Annotated in this window: 20 protein-coding genes, 6 tRNA genes and 1 riboswitch; of the genes, 16 read left to right on the plus strand and 10 right to left on the minus strand. The window is 45.5% G+C overall.

From position 1 onward, the window contains the following. Positions 1–172 precede the first annotated feature (172 nt). The 5 genes from alr to MKY23_RS06655 all read left to right on the plus strand — a co-directional run bounded on the left by alr (position 173) and on the right by MKY23_RS06655 (position 7,374). Positions 173–1,360, plus strand: coding sequence for an alanine racemase (gene alr / locus MKY23_RS06635; protein WP_339836498.1), 1,188 nt, complete (start codon positions 173–175; stop codon positions 1,358–1,360). Between the two features lie 259 nt (positions 1,361–1,619). After that, the gene (locus tag MKY23_RS06640) at positions 1,620–1,901 is read left to right on the plus strand and encodes a ribbon-helix-helix protein, CopG family (protein ID WP_024630715.1); all 282 of its coding nucleotides are present in this window, start codon (positions 1,620–1,622) and stop codon (positions 1,899–1,901) included. A gap of 3 nt (positions 1,902–1,904) precedes the next feature. Then, positions 1,905–2,255 carry a type II toxin-antitoxin system PemK/MazF family toxin gene (locus MKY23_RS06645; RefSeq protein ID WP_024630714.1) on the plus strand — a complete coding sequence of 117 codons (351 nt, stop codon included), beginning with the start codon at positions 1,905–1,907 and terminating at the stop codon, positions 2,253–2,255. A 235-nt stretch (positions 2,256–2,490) separates the two neighbouring features. Continuing rightward, entirely contained in the window at positions 2,491–4,680 is a 2,190-nt protein-coding gene (locus MKY23_RS06650; protein WP_154982760.1) for an alpha-galactosidase, read from the plus strand. 477 nt (positions 4,681–5,157) lie between these two features. Then, positions 5,158–7,374: a Tex family protein gene (locus tag MKY23_RS06655; RefSeq protein WP_339836505.1), complete on the plus strand. Its 2,217-nt coding sequence runs from the start codon at positions 5,158–5,160 to the stop codon at positions 7,372–7,374. A gap of 172 nt (positions 7,375–7,546) precedes the next feature. Here the strand turns inward: MKY23_RS06655 and cmpA are convergent, their stop codons facing one another. Beyond that, on the minus strand, positions 7,547–7,690 hold the full coding sequence (cmpA, locus tag MKY23_RS06660) for a cortex morphogenetic protein CmpA (RefSeq protein WP_090918135.1): 144 nt from the start codon (positions 7,688–7,690) through the stop codon (positions 7,547–7,549). Positions 7,691–7,890: 200 nt separating this feature from the next. Then, positions 7,891–8,247: a hydrolase/acyltransferase gene (locus MKY23_RS06665; RefSeq protein WP_090918133.1), complete on the minus strand. Its 357-nt coding sequence runs from the start codon at positions 8,245–8,247 to the stop codon at positions 7,891–7,893. Between the two features lie 119 nt (positions 8,248–8,366). Between MKY23_RS06665 and MKY23_RS06670 the strand changes: the two genes are divergently transcribed. The 3 genes from MKY23_RS06670 to MKY23_RS06680 all read left to right on the plus strand — a co-directional run bounded on the left by MKY23_RS06670 (position 8,367) and on the right by MKY23_RS06680 (position 9,093). Next, the gene (locus MKY23_RS06670) at positions 8,367–8,828 is read left to right on the plus strand and encodes a SprT family protein (RefSeq protein WP_154958617.1); all 462 of its coding nucleotides are present in this window, start codon (positions 8,367–8,369) and stop codon (positions 8,826–8,828) included. A 94-nt stretch (positions 8,829–8,922) separates the two neighbouring features. Continuing rightward, a tRNA-Asn gene (locus MKY23_RS06675) sits at positions 8,923–8,998 on the plus strand. Between the two features lie 6 nt (positions 8,999–9,004). After that, a tRNA-Ser gene (locus MKY23_RS06680) sits at positions 9,005–9,093 on the plus strand. 202 nt (positions 9,094–9,295) lie between these two features. On the opposite strand, the gene MKY23_RS06685 is transcribed toward MKY23_RS06680, so the two are convergent. Beyond that, entirely contained in the window at positions 9,296–9,994 is a 699-nt protein-coding gene (locus MKY23_RS06685) for a helix-turn-helix transcriptional regulator (RefSeq protein ID WP_339836510.1), read from the minus strand. Between the two features lie 85 nt (positions 9,995–10,079). On the opposite strand from MKY23_RS06685, the gene MKY23_RS06690 reads away from it, so the two are divergent. Beyond that, entirely contained in the window at positions 10,080–10,718 is a 639-nt protein-coding gene (locus MKY23_RS06690; RefSeq protein WP_339839288.1) for a flavin reductase family protein, read from the plus strand. A gap of 182 nt (positions 10,719–10,900) precedes the next feature. Here MKY23_RS06690 and MKY23_RS06695 read toward each other — a convergent pair whose 3' ends face one another. Both MKY23_RS06695 and MKY23_RS06700 read right to left on the minus strand, forming a co-directional pair. After that, the gene (locus MKY23_RS06695; RefSeq protein WP_339836513.1) at positions 10,901–11,794 is read right to left on the minus strand and encodes a Cof-type HAD-IIB family hydrolase; all 894 of its coding nucleotides are present in this window, start codon (positions 11,792–11,794) and stop codon (positions 10,901–10,903) included. 4 nt (positions 11,795–11,798) lie between these two features. Beyond that, positions 11,799–12,575: a DeoR/GlpR family DNA-binding transcription regulator gene (locus tag MKY23_RS06700; RefSeq protein ID WP_090918125.1), complete on the minus strand. Its 777-nt coding sequence runs from the start codon at positions 12,573–12,575 to the stop codon at positions 11,799–11,801. A gap of 350 nt (positions 12,576–12,925) precedes the next feature. Here MKY23_RS06700 and MKY23_RS06705 point away from each other — a divergent pair. The 4 genes from MKY23_RS06705 to MKY23_RS06720 all read left to right on the plus strand — a co-directional run bounded on the left by MKY23_RS06705 (position 12,926) and on the right by MKY23_RS06720 (position 13,966). Then, a tRNA-Glu gene (locus MKY23_RS06705) sits at positions 12,926–12,997 on the plus strand. Positions 12,998–13,117: 120 nt separating this feature from the next. After that, a tRNA-Lys gene (locus MKY23_RS06710) sits at positions 13,118–13,193 on the plus strand. Between the two features lie 15 nt (positions 13,194–13,208). Continuing rightward, positions 13,209–13,291 (plus strand) — tRNA-Leu (locus MKY23_RS06715). Between the two features lie 258 nt (positions 13,292–13,549). Then, positions 13,550–13,966, plus strand: coding sequence for a helix-turn-helix domain-containing protein (locus MKY23_RS06720; protein WP_339836519.1), 417 nt, complete (start codon positions 13,550–13,552; stop codon positions 13,964–13,966). Between the two features lie 100 nt (positions 13,967–14,066). Here the strand turns inward: MKY23_RS06720 and MKY23_RS06725 are convergent, their stop codons facing one another. The 3 genes from MKY23_RS06725 to MKY23_RS06735 all read right to left on the minus strand — a co-directional run bounded on the left by MKY23_RS06725 (position 14,067) and on the right by MKY23_RS06735 (position 15,901). Then, complete coding sequence (locus MKY23_RS06725) at positions 14,067–14,693, minus strand: hypothetical protein (RefSeq protein WP_339836522.1); 627 nt, start codon at positions 14,691–14,693, stop codon at positions 14,067–14,069. Positions 14,694–14,728: 35 nt separating this feature from the next. Further along, positions 14,729–14,932, minus strand: a complete 204-nt coding sequence (locus MKY23_RS06730) for a Rha family transcriptional regulator (protein WP_090918120.1) — start codon at positions 14,930–14,932, stop codon at positions 14,729–14,731. 267 nt (positions 14,933–15,199) lie between these two features. After that, positions 15,200–15,901, minus strand: a complete 702-nt coding sequence (locus MKY23_RS06735) for an urease accessory UreF family protein (RefSeq protein WP_339836525.1) — start codon at positions 15,899–15,901, stop codon at positions 15,200–15,202. Between the two features lie 447 nt (positions 15,902–16,348). Between MKY23_RS06735 and MKY23_RS06740 the strand changes: the two genes are divergently transcribed. Continuing rightward, a tRNA-Leu gene (locus tag MKY23_RS06740) sits at positions 16,349–16,431 on the plus strand. Positions 16,432–16,637: 206 nt separating this feature from the next. Here MKY23_RS06740 and MKY23_RS06745 read toward each other — a convergent pair. Then, positions 16,638–17,117, minus strand: a complete 480-nt coding sequence (locus MKY23_RS06745; protein WP_339836528.1) for a glutathione peroxidase — start codon at positions 17,115–17,117, stop codon at positions 16,638–16,640. A 379-nt stretch (positions 17,118–17,496) separates the two neighbouring features. After that, positions 17,497–17,672: riboswitch (cyclic di-AMP (ydaO/yuaA leader) on the plus strand. A gap of 117 nt (positions 17,673–17,789) precedes the next feature. Between MKY23_RS06745 and MKY23_RS06750 the strand changes: the two genes are divergently transcribed. Both MKY23_RS06750 and MKY23_RS06755 read left to right on the plus strand, forming a co-directional pair. Continuing rightward, complete coding sequence (locus MKY23_RS06750; RefSeq protein ID WP_090918114.1) at positions 17,790–18,218, plus strand: hypothetical protein; 429 nt, start codon at positions 17,790–17,792, stop codon at positions 18,216–18,218. A gap of 157 nt (positions 18,219–18,375) precedes the next feature. Continuing rightward, positions 18,376–19,074, plus strand: coding sequence for an HAD family hydrolase (locus MKY23_RS06755; RefSeq protein WP_339836531.1), 699 nt, complete (start codon positions 18,376–18,378; stop codon positions 19,072–19,074). Between the two features lie 354 nt (positions 19,075–19,428). Here the strand turns inward: MKY23_RS06755 and MKY23_RS06760 are convergent, their stop codons facing one another. Next, entirely contained in the window at positions 19,429–20,787 is a 1,359-nt protein-coding gene (locus MKY23_RS06760) for an Nramp family divalent metal transporter (protein WP_339836535.1), read from the minus strand. Positions 20,788–21,148: the final 361 nt, after the last annotated feature.

Here is a 21,148-nt window from a genome sequence, read left to right on the forward strand (position 1 = left end):
GTAATAACTGTGCTTATCGGCCGTCTTCTGCACTTGATTGTGGTTCTCTGCAGGCTCCTACAGCATATGATGTGAGAAGTGAAATTTCTGCATATTTGACAGTGACATGCTGGAGCATTACGATGGAGTCTGACGTGAGCCGGATTAAGAAGATTAGAGAAGGTGACTTAACGTGCAAGGACAATATAGGCCAACCCAGGCGGAGATTAATCTGGACCATCTGAGAGGCAACGTAACCGCCTTTCGTAAGGCGTTACCTCAGGGTACGAGATTTCTCGCTTGTGTAAAGGCCAACGCTTACGGGCATGGTGCAGTAGAGACAGCCAGAGAATTGGAACGAGTAGGCGTGGATTATTTAAGTGTAGCGTTCCTTGACGAAGCTATTGAACTGCGTCTGCACGGCATCACAAGCCCGATTCTGGTATTGGGGTATACGCCGCCCGAAGGGGTCGCTGTAGCGTGGCAACATGATGTGACGATTACATTGTTTAGCAGAGAAGTGCTGGAGGCAATCAAACAGGTGAATCCAGGCACATTCGCAAGTCAGTTGAAAGTTCACATCAAGATCGACAGTGGCATGGGCAGATTGGGTCTGCTACCTGGCAATGAGGCCATTGACTTTATACAAGAGGTTTCCTCACTTGATCAGGTAATGCTGGAAGGTATGTTTACTCACTATGCCAAAGCAGATGAAGAAGACAAGACCTATACACTGGAACAGTATCGACGGTTTCAGAGCGTTACAGAGACGCTTCGGAATCAGGGATGTGTCATCCCGATTATACATACGGCGAACAGTGCCGCTACTATTGATACACCTGAATTATCCTATGGTATGGTACGTGTGGGCATAAGTCTGTATGGACTGTATCCTTCGGTAGAGGTGAATCATCAGGTAGTGAAACTGCTCCCGGTAATGACACTGAAGACAAAAGCGGTTCTGGTCAAAACACTGCCGTCCCATTGGGGAGTCAGTTATGGAACCCGTTATTTTACACATGAAAATGAACGAATAGCGACCTTGCCTATCGGCTATGCAGACGGATTCTCAAGAATGCTGACAGGCAAAGCACAAGTGCTTGTACGTGGCCGCCGCGTTCCTGTCGTTGGTACGATCTGCATGGATCAGTGTATGGTGTCGCTACAATCTTTCGCAGAAGAAGCGGAAGCAATTCAAGCCGGCGAAGAGGTTGTTCTCATCGGTCACCAGTCTGGTGGTGTAATTACCGCTAGTGAAGTGGCAGACCAGCTTGGTACGATTCACTATGAAGTGATCTGCATGATGGCACATCGTATTCCTCGGGTCTATACCCGGGGAGGAGAGGTAGTCGCCAGAATCAATCCCCTTTTGACAACGTAATTCGCAAATTGGACACGATTACCAGTAAAGTTTTTTTCAGAACAGAAGGAATACTGTCGCAGTATCTCGAAATATGTACGTTGTCAGGAATTAAATCCTGAAATGCGATGTTTAGTCTGTACGAATAATGATTCCCGTGTTTATAATGGAGTACAGCATACTTGATATACGCGGGGCATATATATTCCTTTGTATAAAAGTTCTGGAAAAGCGTAATACTGGTTCACAATGGCGAAAGGTTTGTGGGGGTGGAAGAAAGGTGGCCAACTTGCAGAACACCAAGCGGATTATGATCAGTTTACCTGATTATCTTTTGCAGGAAGTGGATGGCATCGTAGCGCTGGAGAATTCCAACCGCAGCGAATTGATTAGGCAAGCAATGAAGCTGTACTTGACGGAGCGGAAGAAACGTTACATCCGTGAATCAATGCAGCGAGGGTACATGGAAATGGCGAAAATTAACCTGACCATGGCATCCGAAGCCTTTCACGCGGAGGAAGATGCGGACAGCACTCTGGACCGCTTAGTTAGCGGGGTGTAGACAGTGATCGTAAAACGTGGTGACGTTTTTTTTGCGGATCTTTCTCCCGTTGTCGGTTCTGAGCAAGGTGGCGTCAGGCCGGTTCTGGTCATCCAGAACGATATCGGCAACCGGTTCAGTCCAACCTGTATCGTGGCGGCGATTACCGCCCAGATTCAGAAGGCAAAGCTGCCAACACATGTCGAGATTGATGCAGCGGCGCATGGCTTTGACCGGGACTCGGTGATTTTGCTCGAACAGATTCGGACGATCGATAAGCAGAGGCTGACCGACAAGATTACGCATTTGGACGAGGAGACCATGAAATTGGTTAACGAGGCCTTGCAGATCAGCTTGGGTTTAATCGATTTTTAGGGTAAAGCGTAGCACTTGATGTGCTTGCTCGCCTGTCTGTTGACAACGGATGTTCCTGTGAGGGAACACACAATTTCAGAATGTAATCTTAAGAGCGTACGATACCTTTATGGGTGTTGTGCGCTCTTTTGATTAAGACTTGGTGAAAGCGTAGAACATTGATGATCTTTTCGTTATAATGGAACCTGAGAAACCGTTTACCCGAAAGACCTATATAGATAGATGGAGGAGACATATGAGCATTTACATCAATCAGGAGAAACTTCAGTTTCATTTACAGACCCGCGAGGCGAGCTACGTATTTCAGGTATTGCCTTCGGGGTATTTGGTGCATTTGTATTATGGTAAAAAACTGCGTGATACCGACCTGAGCTGGCTTCATGTTCGGACGGAAAGAGCATCCTTTAGTCCAAATCCGGTGCCGGAGGATCGTACGATTTCGTTTGACACCCTGCCAGTGGAACTTCCGGTCTATGGAACGAGCGATTTCCGCAACCCGGCCATCCAGCTGGAACTGGAGAATGGTTCAACGGTATCCGAGTTTACGTATACAGGCCATCGTTTGGTCAAGGGAAAAGAGGCGTTAACGGGACTTCCGGCAACGTATGTAGAATCCGAAGATGAAGCGGATACGCTTATTATTGAAATGCAAGATCAGGTGTCGGGTGTGAAAATTGAGTTAACGTATACTGCGTTTACTGCCTTTAACGCCATTACACGCTCGATGCGTATCGTGAATGAGAGCGCTAACGTGGTAAATGTACTGCGAGCACTCAGCTCGTCTGTAGACCTGCCACATGCAGATTACGAATTGCTGCAACTCTCGGGTGCTTGGACTCGTGAACGTGACATCGTTCGTCGTCCACTCGCTTCCGGATTGCAAGGAATCGAGAGCCGCCGTGGCTCCAGCAGTCACCAGCAAAACCCGTTCATTGCCTTGATGACACCGGGAACGGATGAAGATCAAGGTGAAGTGTATGGATTCAGTTTAGTATATAGCGGTAGCTTTACTGCACAGGCAGAAGTGGATCAGTTCTATACCACTCGTGTATCTGTTGGTATTAATCCGTTTGAGTTCAGCTGGAAGCTTGAACCGCAGGAGTCGTTCCAGACACCTGAGACTGTTATGGTCTACTCGGCTACGGGCCTGGATGGCATGTCTCAATCCTACCACGAGTTGTACCGCGAACGTCTGGCGCGTGGACAATTCCGCAATGCTGAGCGTCCTGTGCTGGTTAACAACTGGGAGGCAACGTATTTCGGATTTAATGCCGATAAGATTGAGCAGATCGCACGTGCAGGGCAGAAGCTCGGCATTGAGTTGTTCGTGCTGGATGACGGTTGGTTCGGTCACCGGGACAGCGATAATTCATCCTTGGGCGACTGGATTGTGGACAAAAACAAGTTGCCTCAAGGACTGGATGACTTGGCTAACCGTGTCACAGGTCTGGACATGCAGTTCGGGCTGTGGTTCGAGCCAGAGATGATCTCCCCGGATAGTGAGCTGTATCGTAAGCATCCGGACTGGTGCCTGCATGTGCCGGATCGCCGCCGTACCGAAGGAAGACAGCAACTTGTGCTCGACTTCTCCCGTCAGGATGTGCGTGACGAGATCGTTCGGATGTTGTCCGATGTTCTGGGCTCTGCACCGATCACTTATGTGAAGTGGGACATGAACCGTAACATGACAGAGGTTGGCTCTGCATTACTCCCGGCGGACAGACAGCGCGAAACGGCGCACCGTTATATGCTCGGACTGTACGAAGTAATGGAGCGTATCGTTACTTCCTTCCCGCATATTTTGTTCGAAAGCTGCTCTGGTGGAGGCGGACGTTTTGACCCGGGCATGCTGTATTACATGCCTCAAGCATGGACCAGTGATAACACCGATGCGATCTCCCGTTTGCGGATTCAATACGGTACAAGCCTTGTATATCCTGTAAGTTCCATGGGTTCACATATTTCGGCTGTGCCAAACCATCAGGTGAACCGGATCACTTCTCTGGAGATTCGCGGTCATGTTGCGATGTCGGGTAATTTTGGATACGAGCTGGATCTGACGAAATTTACAGACGAAGAGAATGCGATTGTAAAAGCACAGGTTGAACTATACAAGGAAATTCGCAGCACCGTGCAATACGGTACATTCCGCCGTCTACTTAGCCCATTTGAAGGCAATGAGACAGCATGGATGTTCATTGCACCAGATGGCAGTGAAGTGATTGTATTCTACTTCCGTGTACTCTCTGAACCGAATGCACCGCTTCAACGTCTGAAGCTGAAAGGGCTTGATCCAAATGCGGATTACCGCCTGAAAGGCGGCTCAGAGACGTTTACAGGCGATGCCTTGATGTATGGGGGTATTGCTGTAGGTAGTGAGTCTGGAGACTACCTGAGCGAAATGTTCCGGTTTGAGCGGGTGTAAATAAGTTTAAAGATTCTTTTACACGTTAACGGAGAGGACAGAAAAAACCTGGAATAGCGAAGCGTTCGCCTTTATCACCGGATTTTTCCCTTTAAAAAAAGGAATCAAAAAAATCTGGGGATAACAGCGAATGGAAGGTTCTTCTGTCATCGGAGTGGACTGTGTAAAATATCTAGTTCAACTTATTTAGATGAATTAGATATTTTTTAAGAAGACCAGGGGATGTCATGATGACGTTCTCGGTCTTTTTTTTTGTTCAACGGGGAAGGATGTTAGGAGTGCAATAACGCAAATGACAGACGTGTCATAGGAATGATAGAAATTTCAACGTGATTTTGTGATAATATAGAGAAGAGTGTTATTTAGAGCTTGAAAAGCTTGAGATCAACTTCGGATGATCGACCATACTGTTATTATGCAGCACAGCTGCCCTGAAATGAGTATTATGAACGATTCAGGAAGGAAAGAGGGATTTATTTGTCTGAACAGGAAACGGTTCTGGAACCCAATGAAGAAACATTAAAGGCGGAACGCCAAGAACGAATCATCAAACAGGTAGCCAAGGAACTGTCACTGTCCTTGAAGCAGATTCGCACCACATCGGAGCTTCTGGACGAAGGCAATACGATTCCATTTATCGCCCGCTACCGTAAAGAAATGACTGGAGAACTGGATGAGAACCAGCTGCGGCAGATTGAAGAACGCTTGGTGTATTTGCGCAATCTGGAAGACCGTAAACTGGAAGTTATCCGTATTATAGAGGAACAGGGCAAGCTGACCAAAGAGCTGGAGAAATCCATTAAGCAAGCTGTCAAGTTGCAGGAAGTAGAGGATCTGTACCGTCCTTACCGTCAGAAACGTAAAACGCGTGCCAGTGTAGCCAAGGAAAAAGGTCTGGAGCCGCTCGCCGTATGGATCTGGGAACAGCCGAAACAAGGAGATGCACTTCAGGAGGCTACACGTTATATTAATGCAGAACTCGGGGTGGAGGATGCAGAGTCGGCCCTTCAAGGGGCTAAGGATATTCTCGCTGAAAATATTGCCGATGATGCAGCTATTCGCGCCTGGATTCGCAGATATACACTGGATCACGGCATGCTGACTTCAGAAGCCAAGGATACGGAGCAAGAATCAGTATACGAGAACTATTATAGTTACCGCGAATTAGCTAAAAAGATGCCGCCGCACCGCATTCTTGCGATTAACCGCGGGGAACGGGAGGGTATTCTCAAGGTTGGACTAGACGTGCAAGCCGAACCAGCTCATCGCCATATGGAAAGCCAGATTATTCGTGGTGCTTCTGCGGTGCAAGATATTTTGCGTGCCGTCGTTGAAGACGCGTACAAACGTCTGATTGCACCGTCCATTGAACGTGAAGTGCGTGCCGAGTTGACGGAAAAAGGGGAAAATCAGGCGATTTCGGTGTTCTCCGCGAATCTTCGTAACCTGCTGTTACAACCACCGATTCATGGCAAACGTGTACTGGGTGTCGATCCGGCATACCGGACAGGCTGTAAACTGGCAGTTGTCGATGATACAGGGAAATTGCTCGAAGTAGCTGTAACTTACCCGACACCTCCGCATAACAAGAAGCGTGAAGCGGCTGAAGTGTTCCATCGGATGATTAAGCAGTACGATATTGGCTTGATCGTTATTGGTAACGGGACAGGTTCGCGTGAGACAGAGCAGTTTGTGGCCGAGATCATTCAAGAGAATGGCGATGACAGTCTGGTTTACCTGATTGTGAACGAGGCTGGTGCAAGTGTGTACTCTGCATCCAAGCTTGCCCAAGAGGAATTCCCGGATCTGGATGTTGCCGAGCGTAGCGCGGCTTCTATTGCTCGCCGGGTACAAGACCCGCTGGCTGAACTCGTTAAAATTGATCCAAAAGCGATTGGCGTCGGCCAATACCAGCATGATGTATCCCAGAAGGTTCTGGAAGAGAGCTTGAAGGCTGTTGTAGAATCCGCAGTTAACCATGTTGGCGTGGATGTTAATACGGCTTCACCTTCCTTGTTGTCTTATGTTGCTGGTGTTAATGCAACGATTGCCAAAAACATTGTCAAATATCGTGAAGAGAACGGCCGTTTCACAAGTCGTCGCCAGTTGCAGAAAGTGCCCCGTTTGGGCGCAAAAACATATGAACAATGCGTAGGCTTCATGCGTATCTCTGAAGGAGAGAACCCACTGGATCGTACGCCAATTCACCCCGAATCGTATAAGGTGGTTGATCAGCTCTTCAAAGAGCTTCAGGTCGAGCTGGACAAACTCGGAAGCAAAGAACTGTCCGTACTTCTGTCCGAACAGCAGACAGAACAGTTGGCCGTTAAACTGAATGTCGGTGTGCCTACACTACGCGACATTCTGGACAGTTTACAGCGCCCGGGTCGTGACCCTCGTGAAGAGATGCCGCTGCCGATTTTCCGCACCGATGTACTCAAGATTGAAGATCTGGTGGAAGGTATGGAACTGCAAGGTACCGTTCGAAATGTCATTGACTTTGGTGCCTTCGTTGACATCGGCATCAAAAGTGATGGGCTTGTCCATATCTCTCAATTGAGTAACGGGTACGTTAAACATCCGATGGATGTTGTTTCTGTTGGTGATAATGTGACCGTCTGGGTGATGAATGTAGATACGAAAAAAGGTCGTGTTGGCCTGACGATGAAAAAACCTGCATCTGCAAATTCGTGATTAATTATCGCGTTTTGGCATCATGATGTGATGTCAAACTAAACGTCTGTAGACGTATATACGTGTAAACGTATAATGGGACAGCCTTCCGCATTGGGAAGGCTGTTTGCTGTTAAGTATTATCCTTTTTGGTGCAATGGTATGGATGGGTATGGTGTTTGGTGTACAAGGCTTAGATTTCGTTCTCCATGTTGCGCTGTGAACTGCTGGCAGGTTTGTTGCGATAGAAATACCAGCATTCGTTCAGTAACTTGATTTGACGACTGTCCTTTTTGTGGAACGCCCGCATGAGTTGGTTGCAGAGCCATTGAGGCAAAGGAATCTCCTCCTTTTGCATAATTCATCTGTACGTTAGCATATGTGGCAATAGCCTGGACTGTGCGGGATAACTCCATGTCAATTCAAAATGATCATAATCTGTTGAACCAGAACGAAAAAAAGCACATTCCCCTGTGCGGGAAGTGCGCCTTTTGCATTGTATTGAGTTTTGCCAAAATAATTTCCCTATGAAATGTATCAGAACGACTCCATCTCTTCTTCATACCATTGTTCCAATTGGGCTTGTAGTGCCCGGATCTCGGTAAGCAGGGAAATCAAAGGATAATTGCTTTCACGCAGGGCAGCAAAACGCTCTTCAAGGGCATTGATATAATCAAGCCCGCCGATGATGGACAAGTTTTCGTTTAACAGATCGAGATGATCACATTCGGCAATAGCCCAGGGTAGAACGGGTACATCTGTTGCCGTGAGTTTGTCGATTTCCTTGTGCAGACGCAGATTAAGTGCACTGAGTTGATAAGCATAATCCGCGGGCATTTCAACAAACTGTAATTGTTGCTCCTGCTGCAGGATGACATAGCGCATTGTAGGCATAACGAGTATTAATCTCCCCTCATACATTCTACTTGACAGTGTAGCCTACGAAACGGTTAAAATTCAAGTATTGTACGGGAAAAACAGTGTGCTCGGGCGGGTGGAGAGAGAGGAGAATGATGGAAAATAAGGAATTACAACAATGGATTGAACAGATTTCTCTGGAACATTTCGGAGTTCCGTTTACTCATGAAGCGATATTTAACCGTCGTCTGACGACAACAGGTGGAAGGTATATGCTCAAAAGCCATCGGATCGAGATAAATCCACACCAGCTTGAAGTTTATGGAAAAGACGAGGTTGAGAAAATTATCAAGCACGAACTGTGCCACTATCATCTGCATATTCGAGGGCGGGGATACCAGCATAGAGACCCGGAATTCAAGGCACTTTTGCAAAAAGTAGGTGGTTCAAGGTTCTGTCAGTCTCTCCCCGGAGACAAGGGCAGAAAACCGCTGCCGTATCGGTACAAGCTTGTATGCAAGAGTTGCGGGATGGAATATTTGCGTAAACGGAAAATAGATCCCAAACGTTATCGCTGCGGTCGATGTTCAGGCAAACTGACACTTCAAACCATCTGATGTACACTATGTAGAATCCGTTGTAGAAAGTGAATCAAAGGCAGGTTGACTTGAATTATTAATCATGATAAATTAATGTTATTCAAGTTAATTTTCCCTGATAGCTCAGTTGGTAGAGCACTCGACTGTTAATCGAGTTGTCACAGGTTCGAGTCCTGTTCGGGGAGCCATTTCTTGGAGAGATACCCAAGTGGCTATAAGGGGACCCTCTGCTAAGGGGTTAGACTGCGTAAGCGGTGCGAGGGTTCGAATCCCTCTCTCTCCGTTCTGAATATACTTCTATGCCAGGGATGAGAACCCTAAAGGTTCGTCGGAGCATAAGCTTCGGTAGCGATACATCGCAGTCTCGAGCGAAGTGAGAGTATCCCTCTCTCTCCGTTCTGATTATACACTTTTAATCCTCTTTACATGAATGAGAAAATTATTCATGTAAAGAGGATTTTTTGGTTTTTTAGCATCTGAGCCGTTTACAGGGAAATACCCAAAAGTTCGTACAAACCTGATTTTCCAGCCTCGGTTACTTCTACGGAGCGACTTCCTGTTTTTTGACGAATCCAATTCAGTTCAAGTAATCGCTGAACGAGCTGTTCACCAAGCAAGCCGGACAGGTGATGACGGCGTTCGCTCCAGTCCAGACATTTACGAGCGATGGCCCGGCGTGATCCTGGCTTCAATTGCAGCTTAATTCCAAATGAGCTAAACCACTGCGATCCTTCCTCCGTAATTAAATAATCCTTACCTTGCGCTTCTTTAGGTTCGACCAGATAACCTCTCTTGAGCAATGCTTCGCAGAGTAAAACCCCGAGTTTTCCAGCCAGATGACCGTAACAGGTGCGAGCATAGCTTAATTGTTGCAATTGATTGGATTGCTTCAATGAGCGAACCTGTACCGCTGGGGCAATGCTGGCCATTTTCTCAATCAGATCCGCAATGTCCTCGTTCGCGAGACGATAATACCGATGACGACCTTGCTGTTCTACTTCCAATAGTCCTCCCGTTACAAGTTTAGCAAGGTGATTACTTGCGGTCTGTGGACTGACTGCGGCCATATAGGCCAGCTCGCCGGCAGGTAACGCCCTTCCATCCAGCAGAGCGGAGAGAAATATAGAACGGCTTGTATCGGCAATAAGTGAGGCAATAACAGTGATATTCGGATATGCATTCATACTTCGATGATAGTTGAAATAATGCTGTATTACAATTGGATTCAATTCATGAATTGAACAGGAGAGGTATAAGGTGAGCAACGATATGCAGCAGTATAGCACAAAACAAACTACCCAGTCGGCTCGGGAGAATCAGCACGAGACGATTAATCCCAGTATTTTATACTATGGCACCCCTGTGATCATCCTTAGTACTTTAAACGAAGATGGGTCTACGAATCTTTCCCCATTATCGTCTTCTTGGGCGCTGGGGGATTGTCTTGTGCTGGGGATAGGTACACAGGGCAAGGCTTATGAGAATCTCTGTCATCATCCTGAATGCGTTATTAATCTGCCGGATGACTCGATGTGGGGAAAAGTTGAAGCACTGGGGCGGTTGACGGGAAGCTCTCCCGTGCCAGAAGTTAAAAAACAAATGGGATATACGTTTTGCCAAGATAAATTTAGGACAGTAGGTCTGGCGTCTCAAAGTTCAGTTCAAGTAGCGCCAGATAAAATAGCTGAATGTCCGCTTCAGATTGAAGCGGATGTACAACATATACGTATCCCGGAGCATACGCCGAATATGGCGATTGTAGAAGTGAAAGCGGTGAAGGTGCATGCACATTCTCATTTAATTTCAGATTTCAATAAGATTGATCCGAAGCAATGGCATCCGTTGATTTATAATTTCAGGCATTATTACGGACTTGGGGAGAGACAAGGGGAGAATTTTCGGGCATAGAAATAAATGGCTGATGAGATCGAGTAAGAGGCCGAATAAGAAGTCGAGTGAGAGGTTAAGTGAGAGTTGCACTCCTTGCATGTTACGGAACCGAAAAAACAAGCACAGGCTGGCTCGGTTAACGAGACTGCTGTGCTTGTTCTTGATTTTACTAATTTTACTAACTTTTGAATGGTACCTTATCAGCCTTCCGAGACAATGGTTTCCTCAGGCGCGATCGGTTTGCCTTCTAACAGGCTATGAATCGCATGAGCGACGCCATGCTCCACATTGGTCAGTGTGATTGTTTTAGCCATGGAGCGAATTTCGGGTTCGGCATTGCCCATTGCGATACCTAGCCCAGCCATTTGTAACATGGAAACATCATTAAAATTATCCCCGATCGCGGCTGTGTCTTTCATCGAAATGTTCAAGTGCTCCGCCAGTTTGGAGAGGGCATTGCCTTTGGATACATCCGGGTGTTGCATTTCAAAGTTATGCTCAAAGGAGACTACCATTGCCACATCGGTTCTGGAGGAGAAATATTCACGTCCGCGTTGCACCTTTTCTGGATTCATCGAGAAGGCCATGATGTTATAGATGCAAGCTTCTGCCGGAATTTCAAGATGGCTGTTCACGCGGTGATAGTCTTTTTTGTCGTAGTGTTTTTTGATCGAATGAATCATACGCTCGATATCTTCACCGGGTTTTGATCCCAGGACACGTTCCAATTCGGCGAGCATCGTCTCATGAGTACTGATTGCAGCGTATATGCCCATCTGAGTTGAAGCTTCATAATAAATGTGCTCATCTTCCAGCCATTGCATGACAGAAGCGGCCGTTTCACGTTCCAGAGGGAGGTGGAATAAGCGTTCTCCATTCTCATCATGAATGGTAGCGCCGTTGGAACCGATAATCGGTGTTTTGATTCCGCCTTGGCGGCTAATTGCCACAACATCTGAATATACGCGTCCGGTCGCAATGGTTACTTTCATACCAGACTGTTGCGCTTTCTGGATGGCATCGGCATTCTCGCGGCTAATCTGGCTGTCTCTATTCAACAAAGTTCCATCTAAATCGGTAGCAAATAACTTCATATCTTTACAACTCCTTATCTTGTGTGGGTTCAGGGATTAGAATCTCAACCTTTTGTTCGTTTAAAAAATCCAGCCATTCCTGATCCGGCCATTGATCTGTAATTAATACGTCTACCAGCGACCAGTCTGCAAAACGATAACCATAACGTTTGCCCATCTTGGAGTGGTCGGCGAGGATAATTACTTTTTTGGCGGATTTCATCATTTGATGTTTGATCTTGCCTTCCTCTTCGGAAGCACTGAAACCATCCATAGTGAGACCGCCAATGCCTATAAAGGCTTTATCCACATAGTAGTGGGAGAGTGTCTCAATAACCGGTGTACCGTAGACATAACGCTGTTCCTTATCCAATCGGCCTCCTAACAGTCGAATCTGGACTGCTGTGTGCTTGGATAACGAATCAGCAGAGTGAATGGAATTTGTAATTACAGTGCAGGATTTCCCGTTCAGATTCTCCGCGCAGGACTGCACCGTTGTGGAGGAATCCAGGATAATGGTTTCTCCTGAACGAACGAGAGCAGCGGCGAGTTTGCCAATGGCTCTTTTTTCCTCAGATACATACTTCAACCGATCCTGATACGATTTGAACTCTTGTGGGGGAGAAGGGAGGATTGCGCCACCACGTGTACGAATAATGGCTTCCTGCTCTTCGAGTTTAATCAGATCCCGGCGTGCCGTATCTCGTGAGACATCGAATAAAGATACAATCTCTTCAGCCGAGATACGATGATGCTTGCGCAGGTGCTCGATAATGAGTTGCATGCGTTCTTCTTGAAACAAACGTAAAGCCTCCTTATATTCATGGATGACCGTGCGTTGTACTATAGTTTAATTATAAGTAATTATAATGCGATCTGCAATATTGTAAGTGAAAATAAGTTTTTATAAGTTTTTTAATCATTAATTTACATAATTAAAGTACAGTTATGACAAGAATGTGATTTTAGATATAAGGAGATGTAAATAGGGAGCCAGATTAGGAGACAAAAAGTAGACCGATTGGCTGAGAAAAATGACTTTTGAATGCGAGCAAAAATTTGGGTTTTAAAAAAATATAAAAAAAGTGTTGCACTGTTTTATTTCCCTGTGATATACTCATTCTTGTCGCCAAGAAGACAAATTGTTCATAAGGCCCGTTGGTCAAGGGGTTAAGACACCTCCCTTTCACGGAGGTAACAGGGGTTCGAATCCCCTACGGGTCATAGCATTACCTCATTCTTCACCGTTAAGAGATTCGTCTTTAATCAGGGATTTCTTTGAAAGTCACTGCTCTGTAACATCCGATATGAAGCATGGCATAACATCAGGTGAAGGTACATTGAGAGCCATTAGCTCAGTTGGTAGAGCACCTGACTTTTAATCAGGGTGTCGAAGGTTCGAGCCCTTCATGGCTCACCATTTACAATTTTATATGCGGTCGTGGTGGAATGGCAGACACGCTATCTTGAGGGGGTAGTGGGTGTATACCCGTGGAGGTTCGAGTCCTCTCGACCGCATCAGATTTTAGAGTGGGACATCCTTAAGGAATTAAGGGTGTCTTTTTCTATTTTTTCGCGAATGCTAAGTTGTTGTTTAAAACGAACCTTTAATCAGCGAACCGGGCCAATCAGATTGATGTATTTATCGGACGATACTCCAGATGACTGGAACAGTGCTTTTCCTGGATATAAAAGGGCTGAGGATTCAGAAATATTGTGCTATAATTCAATCATATGGCATTTAAGTTGATATTACGGTTGGAAGGCGGTTCTTGCATGAAGTCAATCTATGAGCGAATTGAGCACCTGATTGCCGAAAGAGGGATGACAAAGAAGGCCTTCTGTGAACAGCTGAAGATAAGCACAGGCAATTTGGGTGACTGGAAACGTGGTAAATCAATCCCGAGTACAAATAAACTCATTGAAATTGCTTCATTTTTTGATGTGAGTCTGGACTGGTTAATGATTGGGCGTTTATCGAAGGAAGCCATTGTGCGGGAAAAGCGGGAAGATTATTTTTTTAACGTGTTGCGGCAATTGAATTGCCAAGAGAGTGAATTATCGACTGTGGAACAGTCTTTTATTAGTGAATATATCGAGTTCACTCGTTATCGCAAATTCAAAGAGAGTAAAGATTCCGGAAACTATAGCTACCAACCTGAAGTGGAAGACGAAAATAAGTCAGAGCAGTAAGGGGCGTAAGTGTCTCTGGTTGATAAAAAAACCTCCATCTGTGCCCAAGGGAATGATTTCCGGGACAGTAGGGAGGTTTTTTTTCTGTAGAAATATCCGTTTAGTGATGCTGATCAAGAATACTGGAGTATTTGGGGTACAACTGGCGGATGCAATCTGGGCAGATGTCGTGTGTAAACTCGGCGGAAGTGTGTTTTTCCAGATAGCACTCAACGCTGTTCCATTTGTCTGATTCATCCTTGATATGTTTGCAAACGGCACAAATAGGTAGCAGTCCATGGAGGGTGCGCGCTTCAGTCAAGGCTTGTCGCAGCTGAAGCTCTGTCTTCTTCTGTTCTGTAATATCTGTGTGAGCGACCAAAGCAAGGTTGGTATCTATCGTAGGTCCGTTCTGTAAGGGAGTAAGTTCTACGCGAAACCATTTCTCCTCGTTGTGTGGTGTGATAACAGAGATATCGTATGTATGGGTTTTGTTAAAAGGAATAACGTTATGCCTCAGATACCTCGCGAACTTGGTTGGATAGTGGTTTTTTTGTTGTGCTGCCCATGCTTCCATCAGGTGGAGGTAATGATTGTGGCGGCTGGCTGCGCGTATGAAAAGTTTATGAAGTCCGTGCTGCCAGGCCCGGTTACAGCTTCGTATCATCCATTGATGATCAATAATGATCAACTGATGATTGGTCGCCTGGAACGATAGGCTTTCCAGGTCGGATGTAATAGTTCCCATGAGAGAAGTCCTCCTTATGATGGATGAAAGTGTTCTTATCTCAGTTCCTCTGGTATGTTCAAAATGTCAGCGACCTGATGTCTGAATCGGGTTGCTTTGCGTGTGCCGTGAATAAGGTTGGATAGACGGTAGGGTGGAATATCATGTTGTTCGCAAAAGGTTTTCTGATCGACCTGAAGTTCGGTTAGCCGTCGTTTGATAGCCCATCCGAACGGAGTGACTGGCTTCTTCTTGTTCAATAGGGTTCACCCCTGAGTGGATTTTATAGTATTCAGCAGGTCATTCTTCGTGTGAAATAGATAGAAATACGTGCTGTTGGTTCCATTATATACGTAAATTCGTCATCTAACAATTAAAAAATACGGAAATAAGTGTATTTTTTGAATTAAAATGACGTAAGTCCGCCTTTTTGTTGATTGGACAAAATAAAAAAACACGCCAGCAAGGGGAGTTGCGGCGTGTTTTTGGTGTGCTCTGAAAAAGAGGTTTCGAGGAGGAGTGCGGAATTATGCTCTGTAAGCGTGCAGGCCTGCTCCAAGCATGTGGAAGCTGGGGAATAACGACTTCATGGACATGGACGTAGGATGCATGGGTGCATCCGGTGAGGAGGCGCTCACAGTAGTCCATTCATTCTCAAGGTCTGCGGTCAGGCGAGCCAGCAGTTCCCGAGTGGCATTTTCATTTAGGGGGATAACTTTGCAAGCTTCGGATACGCATGCATTCATGGCTGAATGTAAGTAACCGAGAACCGCCTCTTCGACGGGGATATCGAGGTGGTGGTTGATCCAGGCGTGAACGGTGGGGAGGCAACCAACTGAATTGTATTTTACGAAGATTTGTTCAAGCGGGCTAAGGTCGATCCAAGGATGCAAGGCGCGAGACAGTTTGATTAAACGTTTGCCTATGATTGCTGCTTGCTCTCTAAGTTCAGGAGGGGTTCGCTGTACATGTACAAGTTTGTCGATCAGGGCAATTCGCCATGTATCCTTATGATCTGTTGCGGTGTAAATCCCCTTGATAGCCATACCTTCTAGACGAACGAGACTGGGGTGTAACTGGCAACGCATAAATGATTCGAGTTCCTCAGCTGTCCGAATGGTGCCTTCCTTGATGTGGGTGTCCATGCCGAAGAAATGGGTGAATCCTCCCACTTGGACAGAGGGATCAAGCAGTTTCGCATAATCGAGTAGCTTATTCCCACGGTTCACGATCTTTCGCCTCCTGCGCTTTATTGTGTTATATTTAATTACATATGATAATCTTTTCTTAAGTTTAATGTGTAAATCCGAATTATATGATATATATATTCACATAAATATCCGTGTTTTGTCAATGATTTATGAGAAAATAAAAACTTAATTAAATATTATGCAGAATTAGAGTTATATAATATGACATAATAAATTATATCTGTGTCATATATTTATGTCTAAAGTCCCTTTGGCCTTTTGCCGAATCAGATTAATGATATGTAATTTTCGAGGAAATATGACTGAATTTTGCAAGAGGTGTGGAATAGGAAGGGAAGAAGAACTGTTATCAATTTAGAGTAAAGCCGGTTGTAGTAAAATGTCATTCATAAAGTGATTAATAAGGACTTTACATTTGTTTAAGAATCCGGTATAATCAATTCTGTTGCCGATAATTTACGACATGCGGTCGTGGTGGAATGGCAGACACGCTATCTTGAGGGGGTAGTGGGCGTATGCCCGTGGAGGTTCGAGTCCTCTCGACCGCATTATATGAAGATTTACGAGAGAAGCTTTCCGTGATGGAGAGCTTCTTTTTTTGTTTTCATATAGCAAACAAGGGCGAATTATTCAGGATGAGGGCATGTGTTAAAAGAGAGAACGCAAAAAAGCCGCCCAAAAGCTTGAGCAGTGTCTGGCTCTTTGCTTTATAGGTGGCTTGTTTTTGTTTATATGTTTGTTCGAAAGTCTACATTTATTGGTTAATCAGCTTCTGAATATCCTCTTCGATTTTGTCCGGTGTAGTCTGCGGAGCATATCGTTTCACAACTTTACCGTCCTGATCGACAAGGAATTTGGTGAAGTTCCATTTTATTGCTTTGGAGCCGAGCAAGCCTGGTGCTTCTTTAGAAATGTGCTGGAAGAGCGGATGAGCGCTGGAACCATTGACGTCAATTTTCTCAAACATCGGGAAGCTTACACCATAATTCATCTGGCAAAACTCAGCAATATCATCGGAAGAACCCTTCTCCTGCGCGAATTGGTTGCTTGGGAATCCAAGCACTTCAAACGGAGCATCCTGGAATTTATCCTGAAGTTCTTGCAAACCCTTGAATTGAGGGGTGAGACCGCACTGGCTTGCGGTATTCACGATTAACAACACTTTGCCGCGATATTGGGACATCTCAATCTCTTGTCCGCGAAGGGTGTTTACTTTGTAATCATAGACTGACATGGGGAACGCCTCCATCCTGTTATTCTTAATATACTTATTATATTTTAAGCAATTAAATAATGCAAAACTTATTTGGATTTAGCGTTGTTATAACCATTCGCCTGCTGGAATCCAAAATGGATGAGAAATACATGAATCAATTTTTGTGCGGTTGAGAATTAGATAGCTTGGAAGAGAAGGATAGCGTATGACCTCATTGTAAGCGTTATTATAGGTGGTTATTGCCGGAAATCTGGCGATTCGGTGATCTGTATGCACTTTACATGATCATGGCACGGGGTGTATGATTCATAGCGTAATTTGAATTTTAATTAAATTGTACCTGAAAAACGAAACAAACGATAATATCGATCGGTCTTATAATGAAGATTTACGAACGATGTTTTAATCGCTGAGTTTCCATTCATTGTGGATGGAAAACGGGGGAACCAACAGAATGGGCTGTATGACAGCAGCGGACATTCATGGGGTGAATTTTTCGGTGAAAGCCGGAAATAGGGCGACTCTCGCGCCCGAATCCGTCAGCTAACCTCGTAAGCGTTAAAGGGAGAGGCAACAAACCGCACGCTGGTTCATGGCGCTTTCGTCATGGATTATTTAAGAAGCGTTTCGGAGGCCTTGGTCCCCACGCTTCTTTTTTGTTGTCTTTTCACGCCAAGGGAGGAACGAAGAATGGATAAAGAGATGATTTTGGTAACCGCTCCAAATGAAGCAGGACGTAAATTTGTGAAATTGCTGATGTATAAAAAAATGCCATTTGCCGTTCTGACGAACAGTGCTGATGAGGAGCGCAAACTTCGCCGTCTTGGCGTAGAACACGTCATCCGTATGAATACAGCAGCTGCTGAGAAATGGTTTTTGCCGCAAGGCAGTGTAGGCAATGTATTTATTTTTGAGAACAGTCTGAACTTGACATGCCGCTATCTTCAAATTTGTCGCTCCTGGACATCGAAGTCCTTGTGTGTGATCACGGAGCAGAGCCATCCTAAAGGGATTTATCGTGGAATGGGCGCGGATAAAATTGTGTATTCACTGAATGGAGAAGTTGGGTTCCTTCTTAATAGCTGCAATAAACCGGAAGCTGAAGTGAGCAGCTTGTGATTGACATTGATCCAAGGTAAGACGCCTGTTATAATTGCAGGTATAGACTAACGGAATTTGAGGAGACTCATGCTTGTCGTGGGTCTTCTTTTTTTATGGAAACAGTACGGTAGTATAGAAGCGAGGGATAACCTGTAGCTTACGAGGAGGAATCAGCGTGCCGGATATTGCCGGATTGAAGTGGTTGTTTTTTGATGTGGGGGATACGCTGGTGGACGAATGGGAGCCAGTAGATGATATTATTGGGCAGTTCGTTCGGGAAGCGAATGATTATGGCTATCCAGTAAAGATTGAGGCGGTAAGAGAACTGTTTGCTACCTGTTACTGTAATTATGAACAGTGGCCCATGAAAGTGGCCATACGTACATATATTCATGATGAAGATCACCGCATTCAGATTCAGGACAAGCTGAAATTCCATAAAGAATTGGAGCAACCGTTTCCTTCTGCAACCAAGGTGCTTGAACAGCTTTCGCATCACTATCGTATTGGCATCATTGCGAATCAGAGCCCTGGGACTGAAGCAAGGCTGGAGAGTTACGGACTTCGTAAATATGTCCATGTCCTGGCCTGTTCGGCAGAAGAAGGAGTGTCCAAGCCTGATCCGGAGTTGTATGCGGTTGCTCTGAAGCAAGCTGGATGCGCGCCCGAAGAAGCGGTTATGATTGGAGATCGAATTGATAATGATATTATGCCAGCACGTAGTTTAGGCTTACGCACCATTCGTATTTTGCAAGGGTACGGAAGGTTCCAGCCAGAGCTTTCGGATGGCGAGCGTGCAGACTGGACGGTTGAATCGCTGGATGAACTTTTGCCCCTGCTTATACCGGATGTGGATGCAGGCAAATCTATATAATGATCTGCTAGATGAGATCGGATTACAGATTTTTTGTGTCTGGAGTGGCTTAACAACTCAAAGACACCAAAAGGCTGATGTGCCCCCCACTGTGGCACATCAGCCTTTTTTATTACGGAATTATATAAGTTGAATTCCTTTTTACACATAAACGTAGAGGACAGAAAAAAACTGGAAAAGCAAAGCGTTTGCCTGAAAGCTTTCTGAAAGAAAGCTACATCGGAAGCATACGCGCATCACCAGATTTTCCACTTGAGAAAAAGAATCCAAAAAATCTGGGGATAACCGCTACTCTCCAGGTTATTCTGTCATTGGAGTGAAAGTGTAAACATCTTTAGTCTGACTTATATAAGCTTAGAACAGCATGATGGTCTGGATGATTAAATACACATTCAGCACAACGATGATAGCGGCAATAGTCCAAGAGACGATTTTGAGCCACAGTTTGTTTGCAAAAGGCCCCATGCTTTTTTTGTCACTTGTGAACATCACAAGCGGGATGACGGCGAATGGCAATTGCAGGGACAGGATGACCTGACTCAAGATCAGCAACTCTTCAGTGCCGCGCTCACCGGCAATAGCAGTGACGATAACAGCAGGGATGATTGCAATCAGTCGGGTAACCAGTCTACGCAACCACGCCGGGATACGGATGTTCAGGAAGCCTTCCATGACGATCTGTCCTGCGAGCGTGCCTGTAAGGGTTGAGTTCTGACCGGATGCGAGCAAAGCTACGCCGAACAAGACACTGGCGATCGTTGTACCAAGCAGTGGGGTTAGCAGATGATACGCATCTGCAATTTCAGCGACCTGTGTCATACCGGCGCTGTGGAACACTGCCGAAGATACGATCAAGATGGCCGCGTTAATGAACAGAGCTAGCGTCAAAGCAATGGTTGAATCCATCGTGGTGTAGCGGATAGCTTCTCTTTTGCCCTGAGTGGTTTGCTCAATCTGGCGGGTCTGCACAATGGAAGAATGCAGGTACAGATTGTGCGGCATAACGGTAGCTCCGACAATAGCAATCGCGACATACAGCATGGCCGGGTTCTGCAAAATCTCGGTGCTAGGAACGAATCCGTGAAGAACACCGCCCATATCCGGTTTCGCCAAAAATAGGTCGATGCCAAAACATAGAGCAATGGTTGCCATCAGTATGATTACGAGGATTTCCAGCGCACGGAAGCCTTTATTTTGCAGTACCAGAATGAGTAAGACATCCACTGCAGTAATGATAACACCATATAGCACGGGGATATTAAACAGCAACTTAAGGGCAATTGCTGAGCCGATAACCTCAGCTAGATCGGTAGCGGCTATAGCGAGTTCACACAAAATCCATAACATCATGACGACGGGAGCGCTGAAACGTTCACGACATGCTTGGGCTAAATCTCTTCCAGTGACAATGCCTAGTTTACCTGCAAGGGATTGTAGCACCACGGCCATCATATTAGAGATAAGAATGACGGATAATAGCGTATATCCGAATTTTGAACCGCCTGCGATACCGGTAGCCCAGTTACCGGGGTCCATATAACCGACAGCGACAAGATAACCTGGGCCGACAAAGGCGAGGAACTTTTTCCACCACGCCGCATTTTTGGGTACTTTCATGGAACTGTGTGCCTCACCTAGCGAGGGGGTCATCGTAGCTGCAGTAGCAGACGCATATTCGCTGGATGGAGAATTGAACGGATTTTTTTGACTCATACATGGATCACCTGACTTTACAATAAGATGTGGCCGGCTTGTAGCCGGAATAAATTCATTTTTAGAATGTGCTCTAGCACAAATACTGTGGCAAATAAACGGAATGAATACGAGTGCTCATATATCTAAAATTTTATGTTCATGTTTACATTGTACACCCTCAATAATTTTTGTCTAGTGCAACTTTTGTGTAGTCGGACAAAAAATAAGGAGAATCTGAGGTTATATTTTCGAAGAGCCTCTTTGTATCGTACCCATTTCGTTAAAAGATACGACTTTTATCAGGGACGCATGAAATGTAGCCAAATGTAAAAGCTGATAAAGTAAACAATCAGACGTTTCAAATCGAGCCAGAAGTTTA

Origin of the sequence: Paenibacillus sp. FSL R7-0272, assembly GCF_037969905.1 — a bacterium.
In the GTDB taxonomy this organism is placed as follows: domain Bacteria; phylum Bacillota; class Bacilli; order Paenibacillales; family Paenibacillaceae; genus Paenibacillus; species Paenibacillus polysaccharolyticus.